At 63.2% G+C, this 26,889-nt stretch carries 25 protein-coding genes and 1 pseudogene; 12 read left to right on the forward strand and 14 right to left on the reverse strand.

From position 1 onward, the window contains the following. A pseudogene (locus CQ14_RS46830) lies at positions 1-106 on the forward strand (DUF2076 domain-containing protein); the annotation flags it as partial. 157 nt (positions 107-263) lie between these two features. On the opposite strand, the gene CQ14_RS27130 reads toward CQ14_RS46830, so the two are convergent. After that, positions 264-1,052, reverse strand: coding sequence for a L,D-transpeptidase (locus tag CQ14_RS27130; RefSeq protein WP_057860893.1), 789 nt, complete (start codon positions 1,050-1,052; stop codon positions 264-266). 308 nt (positions 1,053-1,360) lie between these two features. Between CQ14_RS27130 and CQ14_RS27135 the strand changes: the two genes are divergently transcribed. Beyond that, complete coding sequence (locus CQ14_RS27135) at positions 1,361-2,134, forward strand: protein phosphatase CheZ (RefSeq protein WP_057860894.1); 774 nt, start codon at positions 1,361-1,363, stop codon at positions 2,132-2,134. Positions 2,135-2,311: 177 nt separating this feature from the next. Here CQ14_RS27135 and CQ14_RS27140 read toward each other — a convergent pair whose 3' ends face one another. Then, the gene (locus tag CQ14_RS27140) at positions 2,312-2,827 is read right to left on the reverse strand and encodes a hypothetical protein (protein ID WP_057860895.1); all 516 of its coding nucleotides are present in this window, start codon (positions 2,825-2,827) and stop codon (positions 2,312-2,314) included. 333 nt (positions 2,828-3,160) lie between these two features. On the opposite strand from CQ14_RS27140, the gene CQ14_RS27145 reads away from it, so the two are divergent. From CQ14_RS27145 to CQ14_RS27165, 5 genes are all read left to right on the forward strand, one after another. Then, positions 3,161-3,457 carry a co-chaperone GroES gene (locus CQ14_RS27145; protein ID WP_057838092.1) on the forward strand — a complete coding sequence of 99 codons (297 nt, stop codon included), beginning with the start codon at positions 3,161-3,163 and terminating at the stop codon, positions 3,455-3,457. Positions 3,458-3,714: 257 nt separating this feature from the next. Next, positions 3,715-5,361, forward strand: a complete 1,647-nt coding sequence (gene groL / locus CQ14_RS27150) for a chaperonin GroEL (RefSeq protein ID WP_057860896.1) — start codon at positions 3,715-3,717, stop codon at positions 5,359-5,361. Between the two features lie 214 nt (positions 5,362-5,575). After that, positions 5,576-6,775 carry a hypothetical protein gene (locus tag CQ14_RS27155; RefSeq protein ID WP_057860897.1) on the forward strand — a complete coding sequence of 400 codons (1,200 nt, stop codon included), beginning with the start codon at positions 5,576-5,578 and terminating at the stop codon, positions 6,773-6,775. A 206-nt stretch (positions 6,776-6,981) separates the two neighbouring features. Then, positions 6,982-7,359, forward strand: coding sequence for a hypothetical protein (locus CQ14_RS27160; protein ID WP_057860898.1), 378 nt, complete (start codon positions 6,982-6,984; stop codon positions 7,357-7,359). Between the two features lie 171 nt (positions 7,360-7,530). Further along, positions 7,531-8,160, forward strand: coding sequence for a hypothetical protein (locus tag CQ14_RS27165; protein WP_156435483.1), 630 nt, complete (start codon positions 7,531-7,533; stop codon positions 8,158-8,160). 131 nt (positions 8,161-8,291) lie between these two features. Here CQ14_RS27165 and CQ14_RS27170 read toward each other — a convergent pair whose 3' ends face one another. Next, positions 8,292-8,708 carry an META domain-containing protein gene (locus tag CQ14_RS27170; protein ID WP_057860900.1) on the reverse strand — a complete coding sequence of 139 codons (417 nt, stop codon included), beginning with the start codon at positions 8,706-8,708 and terminating at the stop codon, positions 8,292-8,294. A gap of 226 nt (positions 8,709-8,934) precedes the next feature. Between CQ14_RS27170 and CQ14_RS27175 the strand changes: the two genes are divergently transcribed. Both CQ14_RS27175 and CQ14_RS27180 read left to right on the forward strand, forming a co-directional pair. Beyond that, positions 8,935-9,411, forward strand: a complete 477-nt coding sequence (locus CQ14_RS27175; protein ID WP_199805628.1) for a hypothetical protein — start codon at positions 8,935-8,937, stop codon at positions 9,409-9,411. A gap of 244 nt (positions 9,412-9,655) precedes the next feature. After that, positions 9,656-11,110, forward strand: a complete 1,455-nt coding sequence (locus tag CQ14_RS27180) for an acetamidase/formamidase family protein (RefSeq protein ID WP_057860902.1) — start codon at positions 9,656-9,658, stop codon at positions 11,108-11,110. Positions 11,111-11,181: 71 nt separating this feature from the next. On the opposite strand, the gene CQ14_RS27185 is transcribed toward CQ14_RS27180, so the two are convergent. Beyond that, entirely contained in the window at positions 11,182-12,846 is a 1,665-nt protein-coding gene (locus CQ14_RS27185) for an L-lactate permease (protein WP_057860903.1), read from the reverse strand. 341 nt (positions 12,847-13,187) lie between these two features. On the opposite strand from CQ14_RS27185, the gene CQ14_RS27190 reads away from it, so the two are divergent. Then, positions 13,188-14,930: an ABC transporter ATP-binding protein/permease gene (locus CQ14_RS27190; protein WP_057860904.1), complete on the forward strand. Its 1,743-nt coding sequence runs from the start codon at positions 13,188-13,190 to the stop codon at positions 14,928-14,930. A gap of 111 nt (positions 14,931-15,041) precedes the next feature. On the opposite strand, the gene CQ14_RS27195 is transcribed toward CQ14_RS27190, so the two are convergent. The 6 genes from CQ14_RS27195 to CQ14_RS27220 form a co-directional block, all read right to left on the reverse strand. Continuing rightward, positions 15,042-15,554 carry an HPP family protein gene (locus tag CQ14_RS27195; RefSeq protein ID WP_057860905.1) on the reverse strand — a complete coding sequence of 171 codons (513 nt, stop codon included), beginning with the start codon at positions 15,552-15,554 and terminating at the stop codon, positions 15,042-15,044. 67 nt (positions 15,555-15,621) lie between these two features. Then, the gene (locus tag CQ14_RS27200; RefSeq protein WP_057861043.1) at positions 15,622-16,632 is read right to left on the reverse strand and encodes a TorF family putative porin; all 1,011 of its coding nucleotides are present in this window, start codon (positions 16,630-16,632) and stop codon (positions 15,622-15,624) included. Positions 16,633-17,036: 404 nt separating this feature from the next. Next, the gene (locus CQ14_RS27205; protein ID WP_057860906.1) at positions 17,037-17,387 is read right to left on the reverse strand and encodes a hypothetical protein; all 351 of its coding nucleotides are present in this window, start codon (positions 17,385-17,387) and stop codon (positions 17,037-17,039) included. Positions 17,388-17,622: 235 nt separating this feature from the next. Continuing rightward, positions 17,623-18,948 carry a glycolate oxidase subunit GlcF gene (glcF, locus tag CQ14_RS27210; RefSeq protein ID WP_057860907.1) on the reverse strand — a complete coding sequence of 442 codons (1,326 nt, stop codon included), beginning with the start codon at positions 18,946-18,948 and terminating at the stop codon, positions 17,623-17,625. Next, the gene (locus CQ14_RS27215; protein ID WP_057860908.1) at positions 18,945-20,183 is read right to left on the reverse strand and encodes an FAD-binding protein; all 1,239 of its coding nucleotides are present in this window, start codon (positions 20,181-20,183) and stop codon (positions 18,945-18,947) included. The genes glcF and CQ14_RS27215 overlap by 4 nt, the downstream gene beginning before the upstream one ends. A 33-nt stretch (positions 20,184-20,216) precedes the next feature. After that, positions 20,217-20,900, reverse strand: coding sequence for an ArsR/SmtB family transcription factor (locus tag CQ14_RS27220; protein WP_057860909.1), 684 nt, complete (start codon positions 20,898-20,900; stop codon positions 20,217-20,219). A gap of 337 nt (positions 20,901-21,237) precedes the next feature. Between CQ14_RS27220 and CQ14_RS27225 the strand changes: the two genes are divergently transcribed. After that, positions 21,238-21,573, forward strand: a complete 336-nt coding sequence (locus CQ14_RS27225) for a putative quinol monooxygenase (RefSeq protein ID WP_057860910.1) — start codon at positions 21,238-21,240, stop codon at positions 21,571-21,573. A gap of 155 nt (positions 21,574-21,728) precedes the next feature. Here CQ14_RS27225 and CQ14_RS27230 read toward each other — a convergent pair whose 3' ends face one another. Both CQ14_RS27230 and CQ14_RS27235 read right to left on the reverse strand, forming a co-directional pair. Next, a complete protein-coding gene (locus CQ14_RS27230) occupies positions 21,729-22,904 on the reverse strand; it encodes an acyltransferase family protein (protein ID WP_057860911.1) in 1,176 nt (391 codons plus the stop codon). 32 nt (positions 22,905-22,936) lie between these two features. After that, positions 22,937-24,430: an FAD-linked oxidase C-terminal domain-containing protein gene (locus CQ14_RS27235; protein ID WP_057860912.1), complete on the reverse strand. Its 1,494-nt coding sequence runs from the start codon at positions 24,428-24,430 to the stop codon at positions 22,937-22,939. Between the two features lie 227 nt (positions 24,431-24,657). Between CQ14_RS27235 and cycA the strand changes: the two genes are divergently transcribed. Further along, positions 24,658-25,050, forward strand: coding sequence for a cytochrome c-550 CycA (gene cycA / locus CQ14_RS27240; RefSeq protein WP_057860913.1), 393 nt, complete (start codon positions 24,658-24,660; stop codon positions 25,048-25,050). Between the two features lie 221 nt (positions 25,051-25,271). Here cycA and CQ14_RS27245 read toward each other — a convergent pair whose 3' ends face one another. Then, the gene (locus CQ14_RS27245; RefSeq protein WP_057860914.1) at positions 25,272-25,565 is read right to left on the reverse strand and encodes an antibiotic biosynthesis monooxygenase; all 294 of its coding nucleotides are present in this window, start codon (positions 25,563-25,565) and stop codon (positions 25,272-25,274) included. Between the two features lie 265 nt (positions 25,566-25,830). Continuing rightward, positions 25,831-26,793: an alpha/beta fold hydrolase gene (locus CQ14_RS27250; RefSeq protein ID WP_057860915.1), complete on the reverse strand. Its 963-nt coding sequence runs from the start codon at positions 26,791-26,793 to the stop codon at positions 25,831-25,833. Between the last annotated feature and the right edge of the window lie 96 nt (positions 26,794-26,889).

A 26,889-nucleotide genomic window follows, 5' to 3' on the forward strand; every position in this document is an offset into this window, starting at 1 on the left:
GCAGCAGGGATTCTTCGATCAGGGCTCGTACGACGACGAAGACGACATGGATCACGATTCCGACGGCTTCGACGGCGACGATGGCGGCGACAGCGATTACGCGTAAGCGTCGCTATATCTGAAAACGGAAACGGCCGCCCGATCGGGCGGCCGTTTTTTTGTTTCAGTAACCCGGATGGAGCGAAGCGCAATCCGGGATTCGGTGCCGGCCCGTTCGACGGTCCCGGGTTGCGCTGCGCTTCACCCGGGCTACGCAGAAACTCTCAGATCACCACAACCCTCGCCCCGACGCCGACGCGGCCGTAGAGATCGATCACGTCCTCGTTGCGCATGCGGATGCAGCCGGACGAAACGTTGGTGCCGATGGTCCAGGGCTCGTTGGAGCCGTGAATGCGATAGAGCGATGAGCCCAGATACATCGCGCGCGCGCCGAGCGGATTTTCCGGGCCGCCCTCCATGTAGCGCGGCAGATCGGGGCGACGCGCCAGCATTTCCGGCGGCGGCGTCCAGGCCGGCCATTCCTTCTTGGCCGAGATCGTCTTCACGCCCGACCAGGTGAAGCCGGGCCGGCCGACGCCGACGCCGTAACGCAGCGCCTTGCCGTCGCCCTGCACCAGGAACAGAAACTTGTTCGGGGTGTCGATCACGATGGTGCCCGGGCTTTCCTTGCCGTGATACTCGACCACCTGCTTTTCATATTTCGGATCGAGCCGGTGCTGTGCGGGGTCGATCAGCTCTTCCTCGCGTCGCATCGACTGCTGCGGATCCATCGGCGGCAGCAGCATGCGCTGCCCGCCATAGCCGTAATCCGGCTGCTGCTGATAGGCCGGCTGCTGGTAACGGCCGCCCTGCGGTGCGTCACCGAACAGGAATTCGATGAAGCCGCCGCCCATATTGGAGCGCCCGGCAGCGGCCACGCGCACCGGCGCAGGCTGACGGGCGTAGATCACGCTGGGTTCAGCCGACGATGAGGCGTCGATCGCTGCGGCCTCACTGGCAAGGCAAAGGCAAGACACGCTCGCGAGGAGCGCAAAAGGGATTTTTCCGGACATCGACGCACTCTGTACTGTTCGTCACTGCGGGTTCGACGCAACGGCGCGATTGAAGCGTCGCTGCACGCGAACAATACAAATCAAAACCTAATCGGTTTGGTAAACGGAAACCGCGTTTGGATTCACCATTTCGGCAAGCGCGCCCGGATTTGTCCGGTAGCGTTTATTTTGGGTGAACGCAGGCCTTCATGGTTAATCGTTGGTGTGCGGCCGCGGGCAAACCGCTGGCACGACGCGTTCCGGCGTGAACCTGACGTTAAAGGGCATCCGCTAAAAACACACGTGAAGTGAAGGGGTGGGAAAAACTCATGTCGGTCAATCGCAAACGTTTTCGTATCGAACAAGCCATTCTGGGCGACGCGCCAATTGTCATGCCGACCGAAGGCGGCGAGATCGGTCCGATGCATCGCGAGATCATGGCCGAGTTGCGCCAGATCCGCGCACAGATGGCGAGCTTCGGCCACGCCCGCGCCGCAGGCACCGAGGTTGCGGATGTCGCACGCGAGATTGCCGAATCCCACGCGCTGCTGGAAACCTATCGCGCGCAGATCGAGCAGTGCGAGAAGCTGAAGGTCGAGCTCGACCTCATTCACGACGCCATCAACCGCACCAAGCGCGAAATCGCCACCCTGCACGGCAAGAGCTTTGACGGCCAGGAAATGGCCAAGGTCAACGGCGAACTCGGCGCCGTCGTCGGCGGCACCGAACAGGCCACCCAGCAGATTCTCGAAGCCACCGAGGCGATCGACCAGGCGGCGACCGCGCTGTCGAAGAACATCTCGCCCGACCAGCAGAAGCTGCTCAGCGAAGAAATTCAGGAACGCGTCGTCTCGATCTTCGAAGCCTGCAACTTCCAGGACCTCACCGGCCAGCGCATCAGCAAGGTGATGACCACGATGAAGTTCATCGAGCAGCACATCTACACGATGATGGATATCTGGGGCGGCGTCGACGCCATCAAGGCCCACGCCCAACCGATCGTCGACACCCGCGAAGGCGACGCCAAGCTGCTCAACGGCCCGAAGCTGGACGGCGACGTCGGCCACGCCTCGCAGGACGACATCGACGCGCTGTTCGATTGATCGGACGGTTAACGCGGAACAAACAAAACGCCGGCAGCGATGCCGGCGTTTTTTGTTGTGCGATGGCCTGCCCCGTCATTGCGAGGAGCGAAGCGACGAAGCAATCCATCTATCCCCGTGCCGAGATGTGGATTGCTTCGCTTCGCTCGCAATGACGGCTTGTTGATTACCGGGGCCTCACGCCCGCGGGGCGCAGCGGACATAGACCATGTTGCCGTAACGGACCGCGGCGTCCTTTTCGATGAAGCGGGTCACCAGTACGCGGCCGTCGAACGAGACGATCTCGCGGTCCTGCTCGCCGCCGGCGGGACCGGGCGGACCGATATAGTTCTTGCCGCTCGGGCTGCCCTTGAGGCGCAGCTCCTGCGGGGTGGCCTGGTCGGCCAGATGCATGACGACGCCGCCGGACGTGCCGGCGCCGATCACATAGGGCTGTTTGCACTGCCCGCGCGCCGCAGCTTCGGTGCGGGCGCGGTCGTTGGGATTCTGGAACGAGGCGAGGCCCCAGCGGCCGACGATCTCGTCGGAGCGGATGGTGGCCGGCATTTCCGGCGCAACGCCGGGTTCGGCATCGGGTGCCGGGCTGGACGACAGCGACGGCAGGCTCATGCTGCTGCACGCCGCCAGCAAGACCGTCAGCGCCGATGCGATCGCCAGATTGGCAACCGTACGCGCATTACGAGAGCTGATCATCACATTCCCCCGAGCAATTTGGCCGCTCCCGTCAAGCAGCCAACCGTAAAAAGCCTGCCGGAGCAATGACGTCCGTTGAATTACGCCGCTGCACCGATTTGGTTTCCGTTGAGCATCCTATACTGGCCTCAAGAAGGCCTTAACCCCCTTGTTTGCTTGACAGGATCAGCGCCAAGCCATATTTCCCGGCCCCACGTTTAGCACTCAAATCCGAAGATTGCTAAGGGGTGTGCTGTCCCGCCCGGGGCGGCGTCGAATACCCGGCATTCCAGCCATTTTCAATGGCGCAGACCCGAAACCGAGCCTCCCAGAGGAACTTCAAGAGGAGACGTCATGGCCAAAACCAAATTCCGTCCGCTGCACGACCGCGTCGTGGTCAAGCGAATCGATGCCGAAGAGAAGACCAAGGGCGGCATCATCATTCCCGACAGCGCCAAGGAAAAGCCCTCGCAGGGCGAAGTTACCGCCGTGGGTCCCGGCGGCCGCGACGAGGCCGGCAAGCTGATTCCGATCGACCTCAAGGTCGGCGACCGCGTGCTGTTCGGCAAGTGGTCGGGCACCGAGGTCAAGCTCGACGGCGAGGAACTCCTGATCATGAAGGAGTCCGATATCATGGGCGTGCTGAGCTGACGCACATTTCCGCCGTCGCACGTCAGTCGTGGGCGGTTGCTTTTCCCTTCTCCCCTTGTGGGAGAAGGTGGCGCGGACAAAGTCCGCGCCGGATGAGGGGTCTCTATCCGCGGAGACAGACCCCTCACCCGTCACGAATGAGCTGCGCTCATTCATGCCACCCTCTCCCACAAGGGGAGAGGGAAAGAGAAGCCCTACACTGACAGTCAGAGACGCGCGGCAAGCGACCTTTATTCATTCAATCAGGAGCAACACACATGGCTGCCAAAGACGTTAAATTTTCCGGCGACGCCCGCGACCGCATGCTGCGCGGCGTCGACGTTCTCGCCAACGCGGTGAAGGTGACGCTCGGCCCCAAGGGCCGCAACGTCGTGATCGAGAAGAGCTTCGGCGCGCCCCGCATCACCAAGGACGGCGTCACCGTCGCCAAGGAAATCGAGCTCGAAGACAAGTTCGAGAACATGGGCGCGCAGATGCTGCGCGAGGTCGCCTCCAAGACCAACGACACCGCGGGCGACGGCACCACCACCGCCACCGTGCTGGCGCAGGCGATCGTGCGCGAAGGCGGCAAGGCGGTTGCCGCCGGCATGAACCCGATGGACCTCAAGCGCGGCATCGACATCGCCGTCCACGCCGTGGTCAAGGATATCGAGAAGCGGTCCAAGCCGGTCGCGGCTTCCTCGGAAGTGGCCCAGGTCGGCACCATCTCGGCCAACGGCGACACCGCCATCGGCAAGATGATCGCGCAGGCGATGCAGAAGGTCGGCAATGAAGGCGTGATCACGGTCGAGGAAAACAAGTCGCTGGAGACCGAGGTCGACATCGTCGAGGGCATGAAGTTCGACCGCGGCTATCTGTCGCCCTACTTCATCACCAACGCCGAGAAGATGACCGCCGAGCTGGAAGACGTCTTCGTGCTGCTGCACGAGAAGAAGCTCTCCGGCCTGCAGTCGATGCTGCCGGTGCTGGAAGCCGTGGTGCAGTCCGGCCGTCCGCTCCTGATCATCGCCGAGGACGTCGAGGGCGAGGCGCTGGCGACGCTGGTCGTGAACCGCCTGCGCGGCGGGTTGAAGGTCGCCGCCGTCAAGGCCCCGGGCTTCGGCGATCGCCGCAAGGCGATGCTGGAAGACATCGCGATCCTGACCGGCGGTCAGCTGATCTCCGATGAGCTCGGCATGAAGCTCGAAAGCGTCACCATCAACATGCTGGGACGCGCGGGCAAGGTCGTGATCGACAAGGAGAACACCACGATCGTCAAGGGCGCCGGCAAGAAGAAGGACATCGAAGCCCGCGTCACGCAGATCAAGGCGCAGATCGAGGAAACCACCTCGGACTACGACCGCGAGAAGCTGCAGGAGCGTCTGGCCAAGCTCGCCGGCGGCGTCGCGGTGATCAAGGTCGGCGGCGCGACCGAAGTCGAGGTCAAGGAGAAGAAGGACCGCGTGGAGGACGCCCTCAACGCGACCCGCGCGGCCGTGCAGGAAGGCATCGTGCCGGGCGGCGGCGTGGCGCTGCTCCGCGCCAAGAAGGCGGTCGGCCGCATCAACAACGACAATTCCGACGTCCAGGCCGGTATCAATATCGTGCTGAAGGCGCTGGAAGCCCCGGTTCGCCAGATCTCGGAAAACGCCGGTGTCGAAGGCTCGATCGTGGTCGGCAAGATCCTCGAAAACAAGTCGGAGACCTTTGGCTTCGACGCCCAGACCGAGGAATATGTCGACATGGTCGACAAGGGCATCATCGACCCGGCCAAGGTGGTGCGCACGGCGCTGCAGGACGCCTCCTCCGTCGCCGGCCTGCTGGTGACCACCGAAGCCATGGTCGCCGAACTGCCGAAGGAAGCCGCGCCGGCCATGCCCGGCGGTGGCGGCGGCATGGGTGGGATGGGCGGCATGGGCTTCTAAGCCCTGCCCCACCCCAACAACAGATCGAAGGCCGCCTCCGGGCGGCCTTCTTTTTTGGCGAATGACAAGCACCGCATCGGTCCAGATGGAGCACCGATACGGCGCTTTCTCTTTGTTTTGACGCGTTTTCCTCACGCAAAACCGGCATCGAAAACGCTACCGGGATTTGCTAGGTACGACGACGCCAATTCTGTCCCGTCTGAGGAACTTCCAAATGCGCCTGCTCTTGCCTTGCCTGCTCGGTCTGATGATGGCGGCTCCGGACTTCGCCTTCGCCCAGATGAAACTTCCCTCCAAGACGGCGCCGGGCACCACCGAGACGCGCTATTTCACCGCGATCGACGGCCTGATGGACGGCAATGCCGACGTCGTGCTGAAGGAAACCCGCCAGGGCAAGAATGTCACCGCGGCGACCCTCGACGTCTGCTATCCCGCCGCGAAAGGCTCCGACCGCAAGGACCGCTTCGTCGCCACCCTCACCGTCAACGGTCAGAACCTGACCGGCACCACGCAGAGCATCGGCGACAAGCTGCCGGTCACCGTCAAGCTGTTGCGCAAGCCTGTCGGCGACACTTTCGAATTCCGCGGCCAGATCACCGTCGGTTCGAACGTGACCGAAGTCGCTTCCACGGATAATTCCGATCTCAGCGAGAAGGAATTTTTGGACAACCAGACCAGCGACGACGGCATCACGCCGGCGCCGAAGGATTTTACCGACGTCTCGCCGGAGGCGATCGGCGTGCGGATCAAGCTCGACGCCGCGCTTGATTTCCTCAAAAGCCTGAAGGGCGAGGCCGTCGAGGTCGGTATCTCAAGCCTTTCGGTCTCCTGCGACGCGCTGCGCGCCGGCGAGCAGACCATCAACCTCACCGCCGATCCGGAACGCTCAGCTGCGCTGATTGCGAAGGTGAAGGCGACGCAAGGCGTGGTCACTGCCGGATGGACCAGCGGCGCGATCGAGATGGACCGCACCATCCGCTTTGCCGCCGCCGACTGGCGCGACGGCGACAAGATCAACCGCGACAAGATCGCGGCGGCCATTTCAGGCGTGCTTGCGAAAACGCTGGCCGCCAAGCCGGCGGGCGCCGACTGGAACGCCAACACCGGAAAACTGAAGCTGAGCTTCAAGCGGCCAAGCCCGATCTATCCCGCGCTCGCGCTGACCGAAACTGTCGAAATCACCGCACTGGTTTCGCCGGACAAACCGGGCTCCTCCGACCGGCTGATGCTGTGGATCTCAAGCCCGGTCACCACAACCGCCGATGAAGGAGCGGGTCCGAAACTGCATCTGTCGGAAGATTCCACCGGCGACGAGGAAGGCGGCGAGCCGAAGGAGGACAACGGCTCGATCGACGCGCTGGCGAAAGAGTTCAAGGGCCAGCGCTGGGACGCGGACAAGAGCGTGTGGAAGTAGGACGGTGCGAACATTCTCGGCTCGCTTTCGGTAGCCGGCCGGTTCGAGGCTCATTCGCGATGAATTGGAACGCTGGGGGATTGCTCTCAGACCGTCAACGTCCAGGGACCTTGGTCGTACATCTCGGGCTCGGGCTCATCGTTCTTGCCGTAGTGCAATCGCGCGCCTGCTCCTAGCCGCGTGCAAATCCGCACCACGAGCGGCTCTTGAGGCTCGACGCCATGGACAGCAAGAGCCGCCCGCAGTTGCCGCCACCGTTTCTCGGTGAAGGCGCCGGTATGGCACATGGCTTCGCAGCAGCAATACGTTCGACCGGCACGAAACGTGACGCGCAGTTCGAATGCCTCGCCGTGGCCTCGGATGTTCTCGACGCTCAGGGCATAATACTGGTCGGGACGTCCTTCGACGCCTCTGTTCCGTCGGAGCAAGTCAATCCAAGCAGCACAGATGCGGGCTTGAAGGGTCGCGTGTTCGTCCATGGGACTGGCGCTGACAGCGCGTTCTTTCGGATTAAGGACCTCGTGGTTCGGTCCGGTGTCGCAAACCAATACTGGCGCGACATCAGGAACAACCCCTCCGAGTGAATGTAAACCATGGTCAATCCGCGAGTACCCGACTGTAGTGTTAAATCAGCACGGATACTCACTCGAGCCTCGAAAATTAAGATTCGATTCAGCTTAAGGGAACATCATCGGCTGACCAAAAATTTGGGTTAAGCCATGTACGACCGCGAGCCGAGTACTGTTGAAAGCATCTTGTCGGGGAATGTGGCTGGCGGGCTGGGACCGTCGAGCCTGCGCAATTTTCTCAACTCCGATCGTGACGACATATTGGTGGTGCGGGAGTCGTCTCGCGACCGGGCGCGCAACGCCTCGCTGGTCATCGTGGCCGTGGTGGCAAGCTTCGGACTCGGATGGGCCGGCGGTCTGAGCTGGCCCGAATTCGCAGGCACGCTCGGCCTTGAAACGGTTGTGTATACGGAAATGCCGGCGCCGCGAATTGCCGAAGCACGGCCGGGCAAGATTGAAGGCGCCCGGAAGACGGCATCTGCATCTGATGCGCCCGCGATCGTCGGGAGCATTCCCAAGCCGTCGGCGCCATTGTCGGCGGCCGCGCGGCCGGCCGCCCAGGCCAATGCGAGCCCCTCCGCTGCGATCGCGATGCGGCAGCCGCTGGTGGCGGCGCCGGAAACCAGGCCGGCAACGATTCCCGGATGGACGGTCGTCGACGTTCGCGACGGCACCGCCGTTCTCGAAGGTCCTGACGGTATCAGGATGGCCGCGCGCGGCGACACCATCCCGGGACTCGGACGCGTGGATTCCATCGTGCGCTGGGGCAACCGCTGGGTGATCGCCACCGCCAGCGGCCTGATTGCGACGCAGTAACTGAGCGCCAGATTATCGGTTCTGATTGCATCAGAACCGAAGCTCTGGATTCTTGCTTTGACGCGTTTTCTTCCCGCGAACCGGTATCCACCCCGGATCAAGTCCGGGGCAGGCTTTCGCTCGAGAACGCTCTAATTCGTATTGATGCGGAAGCGCAGCGTCTTCGTGCCGATGAACGACACGAAATCGCCCTGCCGCTTCCAGGTGCCCGCAGCGGCGAGCGCTGCGATCAACTCGTCGTCCGCTTGCGCGCGGTCCGGCGGACAGGGCCGGTCTTCCATCGCGCCGGGTACGAAGATCACGGTGTTGCCCGCCACCGAGAACTGGCCCTTGCCGCCCTTGCACCAGAGTTCAATGGCCACCTCGCCGGCATCGCCGATATCGAGATTGGGAATCCGCTTCGAGCCGGGCTGGCGGGCGACATCGAGCTGCATCTCCGTGCCGAACGGAAAGCCGTCATCGGCGCGCGCCGGACTGAATTGCAGGGCGGTTGCGATCACCAGAAGCGAAGCGGCACCTGCCCGGGCCGTACGTACGAATGAAATCATGCATCCTCTCGAAATTGCGGGACCCTACCGCGCCGCGCCGTTCTATTGGACGGCGACGTGATTGGCTAGGGCCGTGAATGCCACCGCCCGGCAAATTGCAGCCAGCTTCGCCCGGCTTTGCGTTCCCTCCCCGACGTTCTATCGTTGGTCAAGCGATCCAGCAGCCGCCTGGCGAAAGAAGGGCCCTGTCGCGGTGCAGCAGCGAACCATCATCGTGAACGACCGGATGCAGCGCGGTTATCGCTACATCCTCGTCGCACCTGTCGGCCGCAGCTTTGACCCGGACTTCCGCCCCGACCTCACGCCGCCGGAAATGCTTCACCTCGGCGTCTTCGGCGGGAAGTACATGACCGATTGCGGGGACGAATTTCCGGCAAGCTGGTTCGCGAAGGCCAAACTCTCTCCCGAACGCGCGGACGCCAGGCTGAATTTCTTCGGCGTTGCCGCCAGCCAGCCGCTCTCGGTGTGGCGCCGAAAAGGCTGGATACATCCGGACGACCCGCGCGGCTGGTTTCAATGGTATTGCCGCTATTATCGGGGCCGCCGGCTTCCGGACGAAGATGCGCGGCAGATCAAACGCTGGGCCGCGATACGCAGGCACGTTCGACAGCTTCAGGCGAATTGCGAACGGGGCGATCTGTTCTGCCGCAAGCGCCAGCGGCAGGCGCTGCTGCATTGGGCCTATGACAGCAGGAAACTCTGAAGTCTCCGTGGGCTGTTGTCCGCGAGGACTTGGACGGCGCCGCTACTTCGGCACCAGCATCGTGAATGGATAGAAGCAGCAATGATGTGGGATCTCTCAAGAGTTGAGCGCGCAAGGCCCAAGCAATAAGCAAAGGAGCTATTTTTCATTCACTTCATGATGCAGCAACGCTTTGACTGTTGCGATGAACTGAGGTGGGATCAGGCGTGCGCCTGAATGCGCGTTCAAATCGGGGAGAGACACGATGTGCGCGGGTGATGACAAGAACTGTCCGGAATTTAAATTGCACCATCGCAAGTTCAAGGAAACGCTCGATCGCGAACGCCGATCGTTCTTGAGGTCCAGCTTCGCCGCGGCCGGAGGCGCCGCAGCGATGACCGCGGGCAGCATTTCTCTGGTGACGCCGCAGATGGCGGCTGCCGCCGAAAAGAACCAGCCCGCCAAACGCTCCTATCATCATTTGCCGGCAACTGCCGAAACGGTGCATTGGGGCTATTTCAGCAAGAAACTGAAACCGCAGGTCGAGATCGATTCCGGCGACTTCATTACCATCGAGGCGCTAACTCACCATGCCAATGACGACGCCGAGCGCATGGTGAAGGGCGATCCCGGCGCCGAAAGCGTGTTCCTGTGGACCAAGGAAAAGAAGGGCGTAAACCGCCGCGGCGCCGGACCGATGGATGCCTCGCTGTTCGGGCGTGGCGCCGGCGAGGGCCTTGGCGTGCACATCTGCACAGGCCCTGTCTACGTCCGCGGCGCCCAAGAGGGTGACGTGATCGAGTTGCGTATTATCGACGTCACTCCCCGGCCCTGTGCCAATCCGCAATATCGTGGAAAGGCTTTCGGCAGCAACGCGGCGGCATGGTGGGGTTTTCACTATAAGGACTTGTTGACCGAGCCTAAGCCGCGCGAAGTGATCACGATCTATGAGGTCGACGCGTCAGGCGAACGCAACTGGGCGAAAGCCGTGTACAATTTCCAATGGACTCCACAGACCGATCCTTCGGGCGTCGTGCACAAGACCATCGACTATCCCGGCGTTCCCGTTGATCACTCGACGATCAAGGAGAACCACGGCATCCTGAAGAATGTGCGCATTCCGATACGTCCGCATTTCGGCGTAATCGGCCTGGCGCCAAAGGAAGCCGATATCGTCGATTCAATTCCGCCGAGCTATACCGGAGGCAACATCGACAATTGGCGGATCGGCAAGGGCGCCACGATGTATTATCCGGTCGCGGTCGAAGGCGGCCTGCTGTCTGTTGGCGACCCGCACGCTTCGCAGGGAGACTCCGAGCTTTGCGGCACGGCCATCGAAAGCTCGCTGAACGGCACCTTCCAGATCATTCTGCACAAGAAAGCCGACCTCGTCGGCACGGCTCTCGAAGCCCTCGACTATCCGATGCTGGAAACCAGGGATGAGTGGCTGGTGCACGGCTTCAGCTTCGCCAATTATCTCACCGAATTGGGAGACAAGGCGCAGTCAGACATTTACTCGAAATCGTCGGTTGACCTTGCCTTGCGCGATGCGTTCCGCAAGATGCGCAAGTTCCTGATGACGACCAAGAAGCTGACCGAAGATGAGGCAATCTCTTTGATTACGGTTGGGGTCGACTTCGGCATCACCCAGGTGGTCGATGGAAACTGGGGCGTCCATGCGGTCATCAAGAAGGATATCTTCGCCGGTGGCGAGACCTGATCCAAAACACCGAGGTAGAAATCCCCGCGGCGGCGGCCGCGGGGATCGTCGACGGGTCGCCCCGACGGCGCCTACTTCAGCACCATCATCGTGAACGGAGAGACATAGGCCTGCAGCGTCACCAGCACGCCGACGAGGCAGGCCAGCACGATCGAGTGCAGGAAGACGTAACGCAGGATCGAGCCCTCATGGCCGTACCAGTTGGTGGCGGTGGAGGCGACGACGATGGATTGCGCATCGATCATCTTGCCCATGACGCCGCCGGAGGAATTGGCCGCGGCCATCAACACCGGCGACAGGCCGAGCTGTTCGGCGGTGATCCTTTGCAGATTGCCGAACAGCACGTTCGACGACGTATCCGATCCCGTCAGCGCAACGCCGAGCCAGCCGAGCAGCGTGCCGAAGAAGGGATAGAGCACGCCGGTGGCGGCGAAGGCGAGGCCGAGCGTGGCGTCGACGCCGGAGAGCCGCGTCAGCGTGCCGATCGCCAGCATCGCCGAGATCGTGATCAGCGAAATCGCGCATAGTCTGATGGTGCGGCCATACTCGGCGACCATCTTCACCGGCGAAAACCCCATCAGCAGGCCGGAGATGATGGCGGCGATCAGCATGCCGGTCCCGGTGAAGGACAGATAGGTGAAGTCGAACAGCGCGGCCTCCGGCGTCGGCTTGGCGGCCACCGGCGGCACCTTGTTGATCATGTTGTGCAGTTCGGGCACCTCGAATTTCCAGGCGAAGTTCGCGTTCGCCCAACCCTTGAACGCGCCGGTGCCCCAGATCAGCATCACGATGCAGACGATGATCCACGGCAGCAGCGCGCTCCAGAGCTGGGCCTGGCTGAGCTTCGTCGTATCCAATGGCCTGGCGGCCTTCATGGTCGCGGCCGATTCATCGTGGCTGCGCAGCGCCGGCGACAGCCAGAGCTCGCGCGGTTGCCAAACTTTAAGGAACAGGATCAGGCAGCCCATCGAGATCAGCGACGCCCCGATATCGACGATCCAGGGGTTGATGAAATTCGAGATCACGAATTGCGGGACCGCAAAGGAAACGCCGGTGACGAGGATGGCCGGCCAGATCGCGATCATGCCGCGCCAGCCCGCGAAGGCCCAGATCAGCCAGAACGGCACGATCAGCGAGAAGAACGGCAATTGCCGGCCGACCATGGCGCCGAGAACATAGGGATCGAGGCCGGTCACCGTTGCCAGGCCCTGGATCGGCGTGCCGAGCGCGCCATAGGCCACCGGCGCGGTGTTGGCGATCAGCGACAGGCCGGAAGCCGCCAGCGGCGAAAAGCCGAGCCCAATCAAAATCGCGCCGGTGATCGCCACCGGCGTGCCGAAGCCGGACGCGCCCTCGAAGAACGCCCCGAACGCAAACGCGATCAGGAGCAGCTGCAGCCGGCGATCGGTGGTGACGCCGCCGATCGCGCGCTGCAACAGCTCGAAGCGCCCGGTCTCGACGGTGATGCGGTAGAGGAAGATGACGTTGAGCACGATCCAGCCGATCGGGAAGAAGCCGATGACAACGCCGAGCAGCGAGGCGCGGATCGACATGCCGGCGGGCATGGTGAAGATGACGATGGTGATGATGTTGGCGACGACAAGCGCGACGATGGCCGCCAGATGCGCCTTGACCCTGCCGCTCGCAATCAGCACCAACAGGGTGACGACGGGTACGGCGGCAGCGATTGTCGACAGCGCGGCGTTGCCAAGCGGATTATAGTGTTGGTCCCACATTTGCGGTTCTCCCACATTGTTATTGACGCGCCGGGGTGGATGGTCCGGTCACGTGCTGATCGATCGGCGGGAACAACCTTGGAAAAGCGAGGTTGGGCAGCCTTGGAGCGCGCCTTGGACTTGTCCGTGGACCGTGCCTTGGACTTTGTCTTGGGCTCGCCAACGCTCACAACCTCGCGAAGTTCGATGGCCATCGCCCCTCGCCGCCGCAGCCATGCTAGGGTCTAGCCGAGGGCTGCGACAAGCCGTCGCAGGCGACGAATGGCCCAGCCTTTCGTAGCAGACCCCAATTCTTCCATTCTTTCAGGGCGTTAGGCCCAATTCTCCGGAGACGGTGATCTGTGAACAATATCCGCTCGACGCTCGCCACGGTGTGGCGCATCGCTGCCCCGTATTTCAGCTCCGAAGATAAATGGGCCGGCCGCGGGCTGCTGGCCGCGGTGATCGCCATCGAGCTTGCGATCGTCGGCATCAACGTCCTGATCAACCAGTGGAACCTTCGTTTCTACAACGCGCTGCAGGAACGGAATTGGGACAACTTCGTCTACGAGATCATCTATTTCAGCGTCCTGGCCGCCATTTTCATCGTGCTGGCGGTCTACCAGCTCTATCTCAATCAATGGCTGCAGATCCGCTGGCGGCGCTGGATGACCGCGCAATATCTCGGTGAATGGCTGCATCACGCCAACCACTACCGGATGCAGCTTCAGGGCGATGCCGCCGACAACCCCGACCAGCGCATGACCGACGACGTCAAGCTGTTTGTCGATCGTACGCTCAACATCGGCGTCGGCCTTCTAAGCTCGATCGTCACGCTGGGCTCCTTCGTCGCGATCCTGTGGGGCCTTTCGAACGCCGCGCCGCTGCATTTGTTCGGCCAGGAATATGCAATTCCCGGTTACCTCGTCTGGGGCGCACTGATCTATTCGGTGCTTGGCACCATCCTGACCCATCTGATCGGCTGGCCGCTGGTCGGCATCGATTTCAAGCAGCAGCAATATGAAGCGGATTTCCGCTTCAACCTGGTGCGCGTGCGGGAAAACTCCGAACAGATCGCGCTGCTGCACGGCGAGCAAGCCGAGCGCGAGCGCCTTCTCGTCCGCTTCGGACGCGTGGTGGACAATTGGCTCGCCATCATGAGCCGGACCAAGAAGATCACGGCGTTCACAGCGAGCTACAATCAGGCTTCGGTGATCTTCCCCTATGTGCTGGTGGCGCCGGCCTACTTCGCGGAAAAGATTCAGCTCGGCGGTATGATGCAGACCGCATCGGCGTTTTCGAGCGTTCAGGGTGCGCTGTCGTTCTTCATCGGCATCTATCGTCAGCTCGCGGAGTGGCAGGCGGTGGTCAACCGTCTCGACGGTTTCGAGGCGGGCATCGTCGCCGCGCGCGAACTTGCGACCCGCGATGACCGGGTTCACGTGGTCGAGACCGGCGCCGGCGCGATCGACCTCAAGGGCCTGGCGATACGTCTGCCGAACGGAACGCCGCTGGTGAACGCGGATGGATTCAGCCTGCGCAAGGGCGAGCGCACACTGGTCACTGGCCCGTCCGGCTCCGGCAAATCCACCCTGTTCCGCGCCATCGCCGGCATCTGGCCGTTCGGCGCCGGTACGATCGCCATACCTGCCGGTGCAACATTGATGATGCTGCCACAGCGACCGTATTTCCCGACCGGCTCGCTGCGCGCGGCAGTCGAATATCCGGCCAAGGAAGGGACGTTCACCGACAGCCAGATCAGTAATGCGATCGAAGCGGTGGGACTGCCGAAGCTTGCCTCGCAGATCGGCGAACTGGGACACTGGAATCGCACGCTCTCGCTCGGCGAGCAGCAGCGCCTCGGGCTCGTACGCGCGCTGTTGCACGCGCCGAACTACCTGTTCCTCGACGAGGCCACCGCCTCGCTCGACGAGCCGTCGGAGGCAGCACTGTATCGCCTGGTTGAGCAGAAACTGCCGCAGACCACGATCGTCTCGATCGGCCACCGCTCGACGCTGGACGCGTTTCACGGGCGCAATGTCGTGTTCACCCGTGATGGCGACCGCTTTGCATTGAGCGATGGAAAGCGCGCGGCCGCGTCATAGTCATGCAGGCGTAGATCGTAGCCCGGATGAAGGGGAGCGTAATCCGGGAAAATCTCTCCGCACGCGAAAGTGGTCCCGGATTGCGCTTCGCTCCATCCGGGCTATGGCGTTCTACAGCCAGCGCCGCGGCCAGGACTGGCGGCGCACCCAGCGGTGCCAGACGTAGGAGAACGCGGTCAACAGTAGCGCGCCGGCCAGCACCGGCGCCAGCAGAAACGTCCACGGCAGGTTGCCTGAAACCACCAGCAGCGGGTTGATGCCCGCGGGCGGGTGAAAGGTGCCGGTCACGTACATCGCCAGAATGGAGAGGCCGACGGCCATTGCTGCGGCCCAGGCTTGCGGCCCCGTCAGCTTCAACACGGCAAGGCCCACCAGCGCCGACACCAGATGACCGCCGATCAGGGCACGCGGCTGCGCCGGCGCCACCTCGGGCGATCCGATCACCAGCACGATCGAGGTGGCGAACGGAATCACCGCGAGAGGATAATGCGCAGCGAACGAGAACAGCTCCATGACGCCGATCGCGATCGCGCCGCCGAGACCTGCGACCGCACCCGCCACGACGCTGCGGTGATCGTTGCGGGAGACCGCATTTCGTAACGCGCGCCGCCAATCCCGTTTCATCCGCGCCACCCAAAAGAAATGGGGCGGCAGATCGCTCTGCCGCCCCCTCGTCTTCGACAGGAAGATCTTACTTCAGGTTGGTCATCGCGGTCAGGTCAGCCGAAAGCTTGACGATGCCGGCCGCGCCGCACCAGTTCGAACCGACGCCGGTGGGATTGATCGGGGTGACGAAGGTACCGAGGTTGGTTCCGTTGATGTTGCCACGAGCCGAGAAGTCGCTGGTGAAGGCGTTGCAATCACCCTTCGACAGGTTGGTGTCGGAGTAACGGAAGTCCAGCGTGAACACCTTGTAGGTGAAGCCGATGCCGATGTTCCAGGTGTTGTAGTCGGCATAGTTGATGCCGTTCGGGAATTGCGGGACGCCGTAGAAGGAGCTCGAGGTGCCGAGCCACTGGCGGCCGAACTCACCCGACACATACATGCCGATGCCGCTGGCGCCGAACCAGGCGCTGGGTGCGATCGCCTTGCCAACGATCGAGGCGTAAGTGCCTTCGGCGCCGCTGTTGAGGAAGCTCGGCGTATAATAGACGTTGCCGCCCATCGAGAAGTTGTCGTTGAAGGTATAGTTCACCTTGCCATAGACCTCGAAGAAGCTGAGGTCCTTCTTGATGACGTTGCCGTTGAGCAGCGCGTTCAACTGGCACTCGGTGCTGAGCGGGACGCCAGCCGTATCGGTGGCCGCGCCGTAGTGGCAGGTACCGCCCGGATAGAGATAGCCCCAGGCGCCGACGTCGAAGGCGAACTGGCCGACCGTCAGGCGGGCGCCGCCGTAGGCGTCGACTTCAGCCGCAGCGCGGTTCGGGAAGGAGATGCTCGCGGCGCCGAGGCCGACATAGAGCTGGAAGTCTTTGGTGACGTTGTAGCGCGGCTCGAAATAGGCGTTGACCGACGGCTTGTGATTGGACTGGGTGATGCCGCGGAAGATGTAGTCGTTGGCGATCCCGGCGCCGAAGGCGAAATCCCAGGGATCGAATGCCGGCGGCGGCGGCGCCTTCACAGCCTTCACCCGCAGGTCAGCAGCGAGAGCCGAACCCGATACCATTGCCAGCGCCGTTGCTAACAAAACCAGTTTCTTCATGACGATCCCCATCCACCCTTCTTGACAGTCCCGCTCCGGCCCCCCGGGGCAAACGATAAGAGACTGCGGCCAAATGTCTTAACGCGGTCACACAGTGGGCTGCGGCGTCATGGTCGTGAAGCAAAAAAGTCAAGCAGCAGCCGCCTTTTTAGGCATTCTGGCCGTTTCGTTAAACGTTGTCCGCGTGTGTTGCATTCTCACAACAATTTTGGAGGTCTAGCGCTCGTCAGCACGAGAGTTGGGACGGGAAAAGGCGACACCGGCGACACACCACAGCGCGCCTTTTTGCGAATCAACCTCCCCGTGAACGTACGGTCTGTGGCGCCTCGCAAGGGTCCACGAAAAAAGGCCGCAGCGCTGACGCTGCGACCTTTCGAAAATTCAAGCCCCTGACAGGCGACCGTCTAGTTGTGATCGCCGCCGTTGGACGAGCCGGCGGCCCATGAGGGATTGGACGGTTCCGGGCTTGCCCAGCTCGCCGCCGGAGCGGGCGCGGGTTCTGGCTCGGGAGCCGGCGCCGGCTCCGGCTTGGGAGCAGCGGGCTTCCTGGCAGCCGCCTTCTTTTTCTTCGCCGGGCTCTTCTTGGCGGCCTTCTTCGGCGCAGCCTTTGATTTCTTCGCAGCCTTCTTGGCCGATTTCTTTGCGGTCTTCTTCGCAGCCTTCTTCGCCGATTTCTTCGCAGCCTTCTTCTTCTTCGCCACTACGGCCTTCTTGGCCTTTTTAGCTTTCTTGGCCTTCTTACTCTTCTTCGCCATCTGGTCCTCCTGTTGACGCTGTCCATGTCTGTCGAGCGCTTCGAATAGTCCTGTTCGGACAGTCCTGGGCCAGACCGGGGCGACACTTCTTCGAAGTGTCCTCCCGCTCCATCCCACTATCAGGACACGATCTCCGGGCAGACATGTTCGCGTCTGTCCCGGTGAAGAATCGGACCCCAACCGGCGCCCCCGGTGCAGGGCAGGCTCTTCCAGATCATGCCCGTAGGCTGATCGATCAATTCAATCCTGTTAACGATCCAGGCTTTGGACCTCCCGTCGCCCAATCGAGAAGCTCAATCGTGTGCACCACAGGAACTGACGTACCGCCGGCAATCTGAACCATGCATCCAATATTGCCTGCAGCGATCATGTCCGGTTTGACTGTCGCAATGTTGGCGACCTTCCGATCGCGCAACCTGCTTGCAATGTCGGGCTGGAGAATGTTGTAGGTCCCCGCCGAACCGCAACACAAATGGCTCTCGGGTACATCTTTCACCACGAATCCATTCTTGGAAAGCAATTCTTTCGGAAGGCCTGTGATTTTCTGTCCATGCTGTAGCGAACAAGCCGAGTGATAGGCGATTGTGACGTCGCCTTTTTGCGTCGTTGGCGCGAGCGCGATGCCACTGAGAAACTCGGTGATATCCTTTGCCAGCGCGGAGATTTGCGCTGCGGCAGCAGCGTATTCGCGATCCTCGCGCAGCATGAAACCATAGTCCTTGATGACCGTGCCGCAGCCCGACGCGGTGATCAGGATGGCGTCGAGGCCGCCTTGTTCCGCTTCCTTTTTCCACACCTTGATGTTGGCGCGCGCCCGCGCCAGCGCGTCGCCGTCCTGCCCGAGGTGATGGGTTAGCGCGCCGCAGCATTGCTCGTCCCGGACCAGGACAACCTCGATGCCGTGGCGGGTGAGGAGATTGATGGCGGCCTGGTTGATGCGCGGCGCCAGCACCTGCTGGGCGCAACCCTGCAGCAGCGCGACGCGCCCGCGCTTCTCGCCGATCGCCGGGAACACGCTGCCGCCCGAGGGCCCCGGCGCCGGCAGGCCTTTGGGCGCGAGCGCCAGCATCGCCTTGATCCGCCGCAGCAGGCTAGGGGTCGCCGCCGCCTTTGGCGCCGGCAACAGCGCCGCGAACGGCCGGGCGAGCCGCGCCATGATCATGCTGGCGCGAAACAGGTTGGGCCGCGGCAGCACCAGTCCCAGCACTGCGCGCAGGGCCCGCTCGGTGAGCGGCCGCGAATAGTCCTTCTCGATCCGCACCCGCGCCTGATCGACCAGGTGCATGTAGTGCACGCCCGAGGGACAGGTGGTCATGCAGGCGAGGCAGGAGAGGCAGCGGTCGATATGCTTGACCACCTCCGCCGTCGGCGGCTTGTCCTTTTCCAGCATCTCCTTGATCAGGTAGATGCGCCCGCGCGGGCTATCGAGCTCGTCGCCGAGCAGCACATAGGTCGGACAGGTCGCGGTGCAGAAGCCGCAATGCACGCAGGCGCGCAGGATCTTGTCGGCTACGGCGATATCGGGGTCGGCGAGCTGGGCGAGGGAAAATTCGGTTTTCATGTCGCAGACCCCCTCAGCATCCGGCCGCGATTGAGGATGATCCTGGGATCGAAGCTGTGGCGCACGCGCTCGCTCAGGGCGGCAAGGCCGCTTGCCTGTGGATGGAAGACATCGACATGGCGCCGGACCTGCTCGGACGCCCGGATCAATGCTGCATGGCCGCCGGCCGCCTCGACGCGCTGCCGCACCAGCGCCGCCTGCGCATCCGGCTTGGGCGGCAACGCCGCCCAGATCAGGCCGCCGCCCCAATCATAGATCATGTCGCCCCCGCTCTCGCGGGCCAGCGCCTGGCCGAGCACACCGCCGGAAGCCGGCGGACAGACGATCCGCCACACCGGCCAGGCGCCGAGCGCGCCTCCGGCTGCGAACGGCTCGACATCGCGGATGGCGCTCCAGGCCGACGCCGAGGCCGCATCCTGCAGCGTGTCCACGGACCCGAACGGCGCCAGCGTCTTGGCGAGCGAGGTGGCGCGATCCGCAACCGAGGCCGCGATGCCTTCGAGCCGCAGCAGCGTGACCGCCCGCCCCTGCGCCGCAAGACCCGCCAGCGACCCCGTCGCGGGCCGGAACGCCTGATAGGGCAGATGCGCCGCGCCCGAGACGTCGTAGGGCGAACCGAGCGCCGCGGTCATCGCCCGGTTCGCGGCGACATCGTCGAGCCCCGACAGCACCAGCGTGCGCTCGGTCTCAGGCTTCGGCATCACCTTGAGCGTGACTTCCGTCATCACCGCCAGCGTGCCCCACGATCCCGTCAAGAGCTTGCAGAGATCGTAGCCGGTGACGTTCTTCACCACCCTGCCCCCGGTCTTGAAACTGTCGCCGAAGCCGGACACCGCATGCGCACCAAGCAGGTGATCGCGCGCGCCGCCGGCCCTGATGCGGCGGGGACCGGCCAGCCCCGCGCCGATCATGCCGCCGATGGTCCCGTTGCCCGATGCGCCAAGCAGGGACGACGTGTCCATCGGCTCGAAAGCGAATTGCTGGCTCTTGGAATCGATCAGCGACTGCACGTCGGCGAGCGGCGCGCCGGCCTGCACCGTGATGATCAGTTCGTTCGGCTCGTAGGAAGTGACAGCGTTCAGCGCGGAGACATCGAGCACAGCATTGGTCGGCATCGGATGACCGATGGCGCGCCTGGTGCCATGGCCGATGATCTCGAGCGGCTGCTCGCTGGCGATCGCCGCGCGCACCACTTCCTCGACGTCTTTGGCGTCTCTTACCTTGAGCGTATCCACGCCTTTAGCGGGTAGCCAAATTTGGCTCCGAAATCAAATGCGTGCACCGAACAGATTTCTGAACGCCGCAAGCCCCGCCTCGGTGATTTCGACGGAGCGGCCCTGTGGCCGGCGCCGGATCCAGTCCCGCTGGAACGCGAGGTCGGCGATCGAGGCCCCTGCCCGTCCGGCGAGATGCCGACGCCGCTCGCTCCAGTCGAGACAGGGTCGGCACAGCGCCCGCCGGCGCCGCGCCGGTGAACGCAGGTCGAGGCCGAGACTGCCGAGAAATACCACGCCCGCGGCGGTCAGTTCGCCGGCATCCTGGTCCAGGGCGAGATAGCCGCGTTCCAGCATCGCATCGGTGACCGCGACGCCAAGTTCGCCCGCAAGGTGGTCGTAACAGGTCCGGGCCCGCCGCATCTGATCGTCGATCCGTGGCGGCGGCCGGGATGGACCAGTGACGGCAACCGTCATCATGCCCTCGAGCATCTGCGCGACCAGCGGGGTGGCCAGTTGGTAGAGCCGACGCGGACCGCGCCGCTCCACCTTCAGAAGCGCGCGCTGAACCAGCCTGGAAAGATGCCAGCTCGCCGTCTGCGGCGTGATGCCCGCGAGCAGCGCCAGTTCGCTCGCCGTCTGCGCACGCCCGTCCATCAGCCGCGACAGGATGCGGGCGCGCCCGGGATCGGCGATCAGTCCGGCCAGTTCGGCAAGCTGCGGTGCGATGGTCGGCATGGCCAACTCCTGCTTCCGGCGAAGAATCCACCCTGCTTGTCGCATAGCGTTCGGACGCAACGCTTCGATTGCGATCGAAATGTTCACGACATCGATACTTCGATCGCAGGCGAATCGAGGCCGCCAGGCTCGCCGCTACAACGGTCGCACTGATCGCGATCGAAACCAACCGATGGAGACAGACATGGAGCGATCGATAACAGCGCGGCACACGCCGCGATCTACCGAAATGTTCAGCCGCAGGTCGGTGATCCGAGCATTCGGAGCGGTCCTGGCGATCTATCTCTCGCCATGGACGATATCGTCATCTCAATCCCAGGAGCAAGGAGCCCGGACCATGAATCAATATGCAACGAAGAAATCGATCAACGACGCTGTCGATGGCGGCGGGCTGCTCGTTGTCGCGCAATGGGAAGCGAAACAGGGGGAGGCCGACAAGGTCGCCGCGATCCTCGACCGCTTCCTGCCCGAGGCGCAGCGCGAGGAAGGCGTCAAACTGTTCCTGATCTCGAGAGCCAAGGATAATCCGGCCCAGTTCCTGTTCTACGAACTGTTCCGCGATGAGGCCGCCTTCAAGGCGCATCAGGACAGCGCGCATTTCAAGACCTACATCGCAGGCGAAGCGCTGCCGTTGCTGGCGAAGCGCGAGCGCACGCAATACGGGCTGCTGTAAGCCTTTCGGCACAACCGGATGGAGCGGCCTTGGCCGCGCCATCCGGCGCTAGAGCCTTTTCCGCTCCGATCGAATCGGAACGGAAAAGGCTCTAGATTTTTGATTTGACGCGTTTTCGTGACGCGAACCGGTCCCCCACTTCGCTGGAAAACGCTCTAGACGATGGCGCGCAGCGGCGATCTCCGCAACACGAAGGCGGAGGCCGCGAAACTGCCGATGGCGGCGACCACCGTCAAAAGCAACGCCTTGGCAATGGCATTCCACGCCAGCGTGTGCAGCAGGATGGCGGCGGCGATTAGGACCGGCGGGTGAATGAGGTAGACGCCGAAGGCGTTGTCGGACAGCCATTTTGAAACCGGCCCCTGCCAGTCGAAGTGATGGCGATAGACGGCGAGCATCAACAGACCCATGCCGACGCAAACCAACGCCTCCCACAGGCATTTGCCCGCGCTGACCCAGTTGAAGCCGCCGGAATATTGCTGCGTCTCGCCCTGCAGGCCGCCACCGAACAGGATCAGCACGGCGATCAACGGCACGGAACCCACGAGCGCTACAGTTCCAAGGCGGATGCAAAAGCGCTCGGGGAGCCCGCTCATCCAGTTGCCGCGGCAGCCGAGCGAGCCGGCGGCAAGCATCAGGACATATTGCGGGAAATCTCCGGGATGGACGTTGAGAACCGAGGCGCCCTCGTCGATCCCGATCCGGACCAGGAATGTCGATGCAGCCATCACGATGACGAACCCGGCGAGCCGGAGCCGGCTCGCACGATCGTCCCCCAGCGATACCAGAGGCTCGTTCCAGCCGCTGCGGCGGATCAAGCCGTAGACGATCGAGAACAGCAGCAGCGCCGCGCAAAACCACATCGGCCCGGTTTCCGACAGCCACTCGCCGTCCCTGATATGCTTGAACCATTGATGGCCGAAGCCGCCGCTGCCCCAGGTCCATGACAGAAAATACTGCGTCAGCGGTCCGATGACGAACATGAAGAGCAGGGTCGGAACGCCAAGCCGCAGAAAGCAGTCGCGGACGAACGGCGCAAAGCCCTTGCGGTCGTAGGCCGCGGCCGCGAAATAACCGGCGACAAAGAACAGCGCGGCCATGAAAAAGGCCTGCAGGAAGCTCTGGTAGATGCCGAAGAAGAGCGCCGTGCCGAGGTCCGTCTTTTGCCGGTCCACATAGTACCAGTTTCCGAACGGGCTGTAGGTGTCGCAGGCGTGCATGCTGAGCACGAGGATGATCATCGACCAGCGGATGTTGTCGATGAACAGCAGCCGCGGCGCGCGGCTTGCATTCGCTGTGGCGGCCGTCGTGCCCAGGGACAGATCAGCCATCGCGCATCACCGGGATCGGCATACGCACATCTTCAGAACCGCGGGATGTCCGGAAACGCCAGCTTGCCGCCGTGCACATGCATGCGGCCGAGTTCGGCACAGCGGTGCAGGGTCGGAAACACTTTTCCGGGGTTGAGCAGGCCCTGCGCGTCGAAGGCGCATTTCAGGCGCTGCTGCTGGTTGAGGTCGATCTCGGTAAACATCTCCGGCATCAGATCGCGCTTCTCGATGCCGACGCCGTGTTCGCCGGTCAGCACGCCGCCGAATTCGACGCAGGCGCGCAGGATGTCGGCGCCGAAGGCTTCCGCCCGCTCGATCTCGCCCGGCTTGTTGGCATCGTAGAGAATCAGCGGATGCAAATTGCCGTCGCCGGCGTGAAACACGTTGGCGACGCCGAGCTGGTACTTTTCCGAGAGGTCGCGAATGCGGGCCAGCGCCTTCGGCAGCGCCCCGCGCGGGATGGTGCCGTCCATGCAGAGATAGTCGGGCGAAATGCGGCCGACCGCCGGGAACGCCGCCTTGCGGCCGGCCCAGAACAGGTTGCGCTCGGCCTCCGATGTCGAGATCTGCAAGGTGACGGAACCGCAGCCCTTGGCGATCGCCTCGACCCGGGTGATCAGTTCGTCGACCTCGATGACCGGGCCGTCGAGCTCGATGATGAGGAGCGCCTCGACATCGAGCGGGTAGCCGGCATGGACAAAAGCTTCGGCGGCGTGGATCGCGGGCTTGTCCATCATCTCCATGCCGCCGGGAATGATGCCGGCGCCGATGATCCGCGCCACGCATTCGCCGGCGGCCTCGACCTCGGCGAAGCCGACCATCAGCGCGCGGGCCGTCTCCGGCTTCTGCAGGATACGCACCGTGATTTCGGTGATGACGCCAAGCAGCCCCTCCGAGCCGGTGATGATGCCCATCAGGTCGTAGCCGGCGTTCTCCGCGGCCTTGCCGCCGATCCGCAAGATCTCGCCGGACATCAGTACGATCTCGCAGCCCAGCACGTTGTTGGTGGTCATGCCGTATTTCAGGCAATGCACGCCGCCGGAATTTTCGGCGACATTGCCGCCGATCGAGCAGGCGATCTGCGACGACGGATCGGGCGCATAGTAGAAGCCGGCATGCGCGACCGCCTGGCTGATGGCGAGGTTGGTGACGCCGGGCTCGGTCACCACCACGCGGTTGTCGAAATCGATCTCGCGGATGCGCTTGAACTTGCCGAGGCCCAGCAGCACGCCGTCCACCAGCGGCAGCGCGCCGCCCGACAGCGAGGTGCCGGAACCGCGCGGCACCACCTTGATGCCCTGCTCGAAGCAGTATTTCAGGACCTGCGAGACCTGCTCGGTGGTGTCGGGCAGCACCACCACCATCGGCGGTTGCCGATAGGCGGTGAGGCCATCGGACTCATAGACCTGCATTTCGGCCGCGCTGTCGATCACGCCCTCGCCCGGCACGATCGCGCGCAGGGCCGCCACGATCTCGGCGCGACGGCCAAGAACCGCCTGATCTGCGGCCGGCATCATGATGGCCATGCGTGTCCCTCCAAGCCTAGCGAACCAACGATTTATGGTGGCAAATCAAGCACGTCTACCAAGGTTTGGGTAGATTATCCGAAGGTTGCATTGCGACGCGTCAAACGTCAGTTCTCTCTGGGACAAGTCGGCAATGGTGAAACCTGTCAAGGTTTCGTGGCTTGTCCAATCCAAGCGGGCCTGCCACAAGAAATCCGCCTCCCCTGGGAAGAAACGAAGAGCACCACATGAAAACATCGACTTTGAGCGCGCTGGTTGTCGTTACCTCGTTGGCCGCGGCGCCGGGCGCGCTGGCGCAGGACGCCGCCGCCGGCAAGACCTCGTTCAACAAATGCCTGGCCTGCCACGCCATTGGCGAAGGCGCCAAGAACAAGGTGGGTCCAGTGCTGAACGGGCTCGATGGCCGCCACTCCGGCAGCGTCGAAGGCTACTCCTATTCCGACGCCAACAAGAATTCCGGCATTACGTGGAACAAGGATGTATTCCTCGAATACATCAAGGACCCCAAGGCAAAGATCCCCGGCACCAAGATGATCTTTGCCGGCATCAAGAACGAGAAGGAGGCCGGCGACCTCTGGGCGTATGTCGCCTCGTTCGACAAGGACGGCAAGACGAAGTGAGGGTTGGGCCTCTGCACCCTCCCCTGGACGGGTCCGAGACGAGCGAAGCTCGCTCGAGGGTCGGCTCGCACGAGCGAAGCGAATGCGAGACGGGGTGGGGTGACGGTCTCTCCACTCGCTCACTGTTGGGTGTGGAGAGACCGTCACCCCACCCCGCCGCTGCGCGGCGACCCTCCCCCTCCAGGGGAGGATGATTGAGAGAGCTTCAGCCTTCATCCGCATCAAGCCAGCGTGTGCACGATCACCGGCCCGGCCATCGCGGTGGCCGGCCCGGTCAACAGCGGCGCCAGATCTTGCTCGATCCATGCCAGCGCACGCTTGTTGGATTCCTCGGCGGCGGCAAAATTATTGAACAGGCTGATCGCGATCACCGTGTCATCGGGCGCATAGACCACGTAGTAGCCCATGAATCCCTCGACCCCGCTGATGACGGGGATCGCGCCTTCCTTGATCCGGCGTGTCAGTTCTTCGGCCTTGCCGGGTTTGGCTTTTCCCTGACGGATGGCGGCGTACATGGGGCTCTCCCTCGAAGGTCGGCTGCCCGATATCGCAACTCCTAGAGCGTGATGACTTTTCTTCGAATCATCATCCCGCTCTATCTCTTTGATTTGAGCATGATCTTCTCGGAAAACCGGTACCCACTTTTCCGGATCATGCTCCAAAGCTTCATCCCGGCGGGACGAGCAGCGGAATCCCGCGCACGCCAATCGTAGCCCATCCGAAGCCGTCAGGCACGCACGGTCTCATCGTCCTTGATCGCACAAAAATTTCTCGGACGCCTCAATGGGCCGCCGCTGTCGCGTCCGGCGCCGAGGCAGACATCATCGCCTCGACCTCGGCAATGACGAGATCGGGAACCGCTTGCTGGATCATGTGGCCGACACCGGGCAGCACCATCAGTTTTACGTTCGGCGCAGCCGCCGCGAACGGCCGTGAATGCCGGTCGGTTGATACGGTCTTGTCGGCATCGCCGGTGATGATGGTGACCGGTGCCCTGATCTCGCCGTAGCGCGGCGCCTGCTCGGCCACCGCCGCCTTCAGCGTCACTAGATCGCGCGCATTGGCGATGAATTCGCGCGGGCGCAGCAGCAGCGGGGTGGCGGTATTGCGGACAAAGCCGTCCGGCATGGTCTGCGGCAGGAACACGCCCCGCGCCCCCGGCTCCGCCAGCAGGAGGCCGAGCGGCAGCGTGATGGTGTAGGCGAACAGCGGACCGATCACCGGCGTGGCAATCAGCCTGTTGTAGCGCCCGACGCCGCCGGGCCACGGATAGGCCACCGGGGCCAGCATCAGAAGGCCAGCGACGGTTTGCGGGTAATCCAGCGCGATCCGCGCCCCCAGCGCGCCGGCCCAGGAATGCACCACAAAGATCGCCTCGCCGACACCGAGCCTGGCCAGCGCCTCACTGATCATGCGGGCCTGAATTTCGGGCGTGGAGTCCTCCAGCCGGGCGCGGGTACTCCAGCCATGACCGGGGCGGTCGATCAGGATCACGCGGTGCTTTCTGGCCAGCAGTTCCCCGACCGGCTGCCGCATCACTTCGAGGTTGGAACTCGCGCCATGCAGCATCACGACCGGCGGACCGGCCGCGTCGCGCGGACCGATATCGAGGATGTGGAGGGCCCCGCCGTTGACCTCGACCATCCTGCCCTGGGGTGGATGGGCCCGCTGCGCGAGAACAACGCCGATCTGCGTGACCAGCGCCAGCACCGCCAGTGCCGTCACTGCAATCACTACAAACATCTGAAATTTCCGACTGATCTTTTGCACCTGCGAGCTACGGCTCGGGCCGGCGCAGGTTTCGGACGTTGTCCACAGCGGGACGATCCTGTGGATAGC

The sequence above is a fragment of the Bradyrhizobium lablabi genome (genome assembly GCF_001440475.1).
GTDB classification, from domain to species: Bacteria; Pseudomonadota; Alphaproteobacteria; order Rhizobiales; family Xanthobacteraceae; genus Bradyrhizobium; species Bradyrhizobium lablabi.

Excerpts from the sequence above, each read along its gene's own strand:
- CQ14_RS27130 (WP_057860893.1), bottom strand. The coding sequence starts at position 1,052 with ATGTCCGGAAAAATCCCTTTTGCGCTCCTCGCGAGCGTGTCTTGCCTT.
- CQ14_RS27135 (WP_057860894.1), top strand. The coding sequence starts at position 1,361 with ATGTCGGTCAATCGCAAACGTTTTCGTATCGAACAAGCCATTCTGGGC.
- CQ14_RS27140 (WP_057860895.1), bottom strand. The coding sequence starts at position 2,827 with ATGATCAGCTCTCGTAATGCGCGTACGGTTGCCAATCTGGCGATCGCA.
- CQ14_RS27145 (WP_057838092.1), top strand. The coding sequence starts at position 3,161 with ATGGCCAAAACCAAATTCCGTCCGCTGCACGACCGCGTCGTGGTCAAG.
- groL (WP_057860896.1), top strand. The coding sequence starts at position 3,715 with ATGGCTGCCAAAGACGTTAAATTTTCCGGCGACGCCCGCGACCGCATG.
- CQ14_RS27155 (WP_057860897.1), top strand. The coding sequence starts at position 5,576 with ATGCGCCTGCTCTTGCCTTGCCTGCTCGGTCTGATGATGGCGGCTCCG.
- CQ14_RS27170 (WP_057860900.1), bottom strand. The coding sequence starts at position 8,708 with ATGATTTCATTCGTACGTACGGCCCGGGCAGGTGCCGCTTCGCTTCTG.
- CQ14_RS27175 (WP_199805628.1), top strand. The coding sequence starts at position 8,935 with ATGCAGCGCGGTTATCGCTACATCCTCGTCGCACCTGTCGGCCGCAGC.
- CQ14_RS27180 (WP_057860902.1), top strand. The coding sequence starts at position 9,656 with ATGTGCGCGGGTGATGACAAGAACTGTCCGGAATTTAAATTGCACCAT.
- CQ14_RS27185 (WP_057860903.1), bottom strand. The coding sequence starts at position 12,846 with ATGTGGGACCAACACTATAATCCGCTTGGCAACGCCGCGCTGTCGACA.
- CQ14_RS27195 (WP_057860905.1), bottom strand. The coding sequence starts at position 15,554 with ATGAAACGGGATTGGCGGCGCGCGTTACGAAATGCGGTCTCCCGCAAC.
- CQ14_RS27200 (WP_057861043.1), bottom strand. The coding sequence starts at position 16,632 with ATGAAGAAACTGGTTTTGTTAGCAACGGCGCTGGCAATGGTATCGGGT.
- CQ14_RS27205 (WP_057860906.1), bottom strand. The coding sequence starts at position 17,387 with ATGGCGAAGAAGAGTAAGAAGGCCAAGAAAGCTAAAAAGGCCAAGAAG.
- glcF (WP_057860907.1), bottom strand. The coding sequence starts at position 18,948 with ATGAAAACCGAATTTTCCCTCGCCCAGCTCGCCGACCCCGATATCGCC.
- CQ14_RS27220 (WP_057860909.1), bottom strand. The coding sequence starts at position 20,900 with ATGCCGACCATCGCACCGCAGCTTGCCGAACTGGCCGGACTGATCGCC.
- CQ14_RS27225 (WP_057860910.1), top strand. The coding sequence starts at position 21,238 with ATGAATCAATATGCAACGAAGAAATCGATCAACGACGCTGTCGATGGC.
- CQ14_RS27230 (WP_057860911.1), bottom strand. The coding sequence starts at position 22,904 with ATGGCTGATCTGTCCCTGGGCACGACGGCCGCCACAGCGAATGCAAGC.
- CQ14_RS27235 (WP_057860912.1), bottom strand. The coding sequence starts at position 24,430 with ATGGCCATCATGATGCCGGCCGCAGATCAGGCGGTTCTTGGCCGTCGC.
- cycA (WP_057860913.1), top strand. The coding sequence starts at position 24,658 with ATGAAAACATCGACTTTGAGCGCGCTGGTTGTCGTTACCTCGTTGGCC.
- CQ14_RS27245 (WP_057860914.1), bottom strand. The coding sequence starts at position 25,565 with ATGTACGCCGCCATCCGTCAGGGAAAAGCCAAACCCGGCAAGGCCGAA.
- CQ14_RS27250 (WP_057860915.1), bottom strand. The coding sequence starts at position 26,793 with ATGTTTGTAGTGATTGCAGTGACGGCACTGGCGGTGCTGGCGCTGGTC.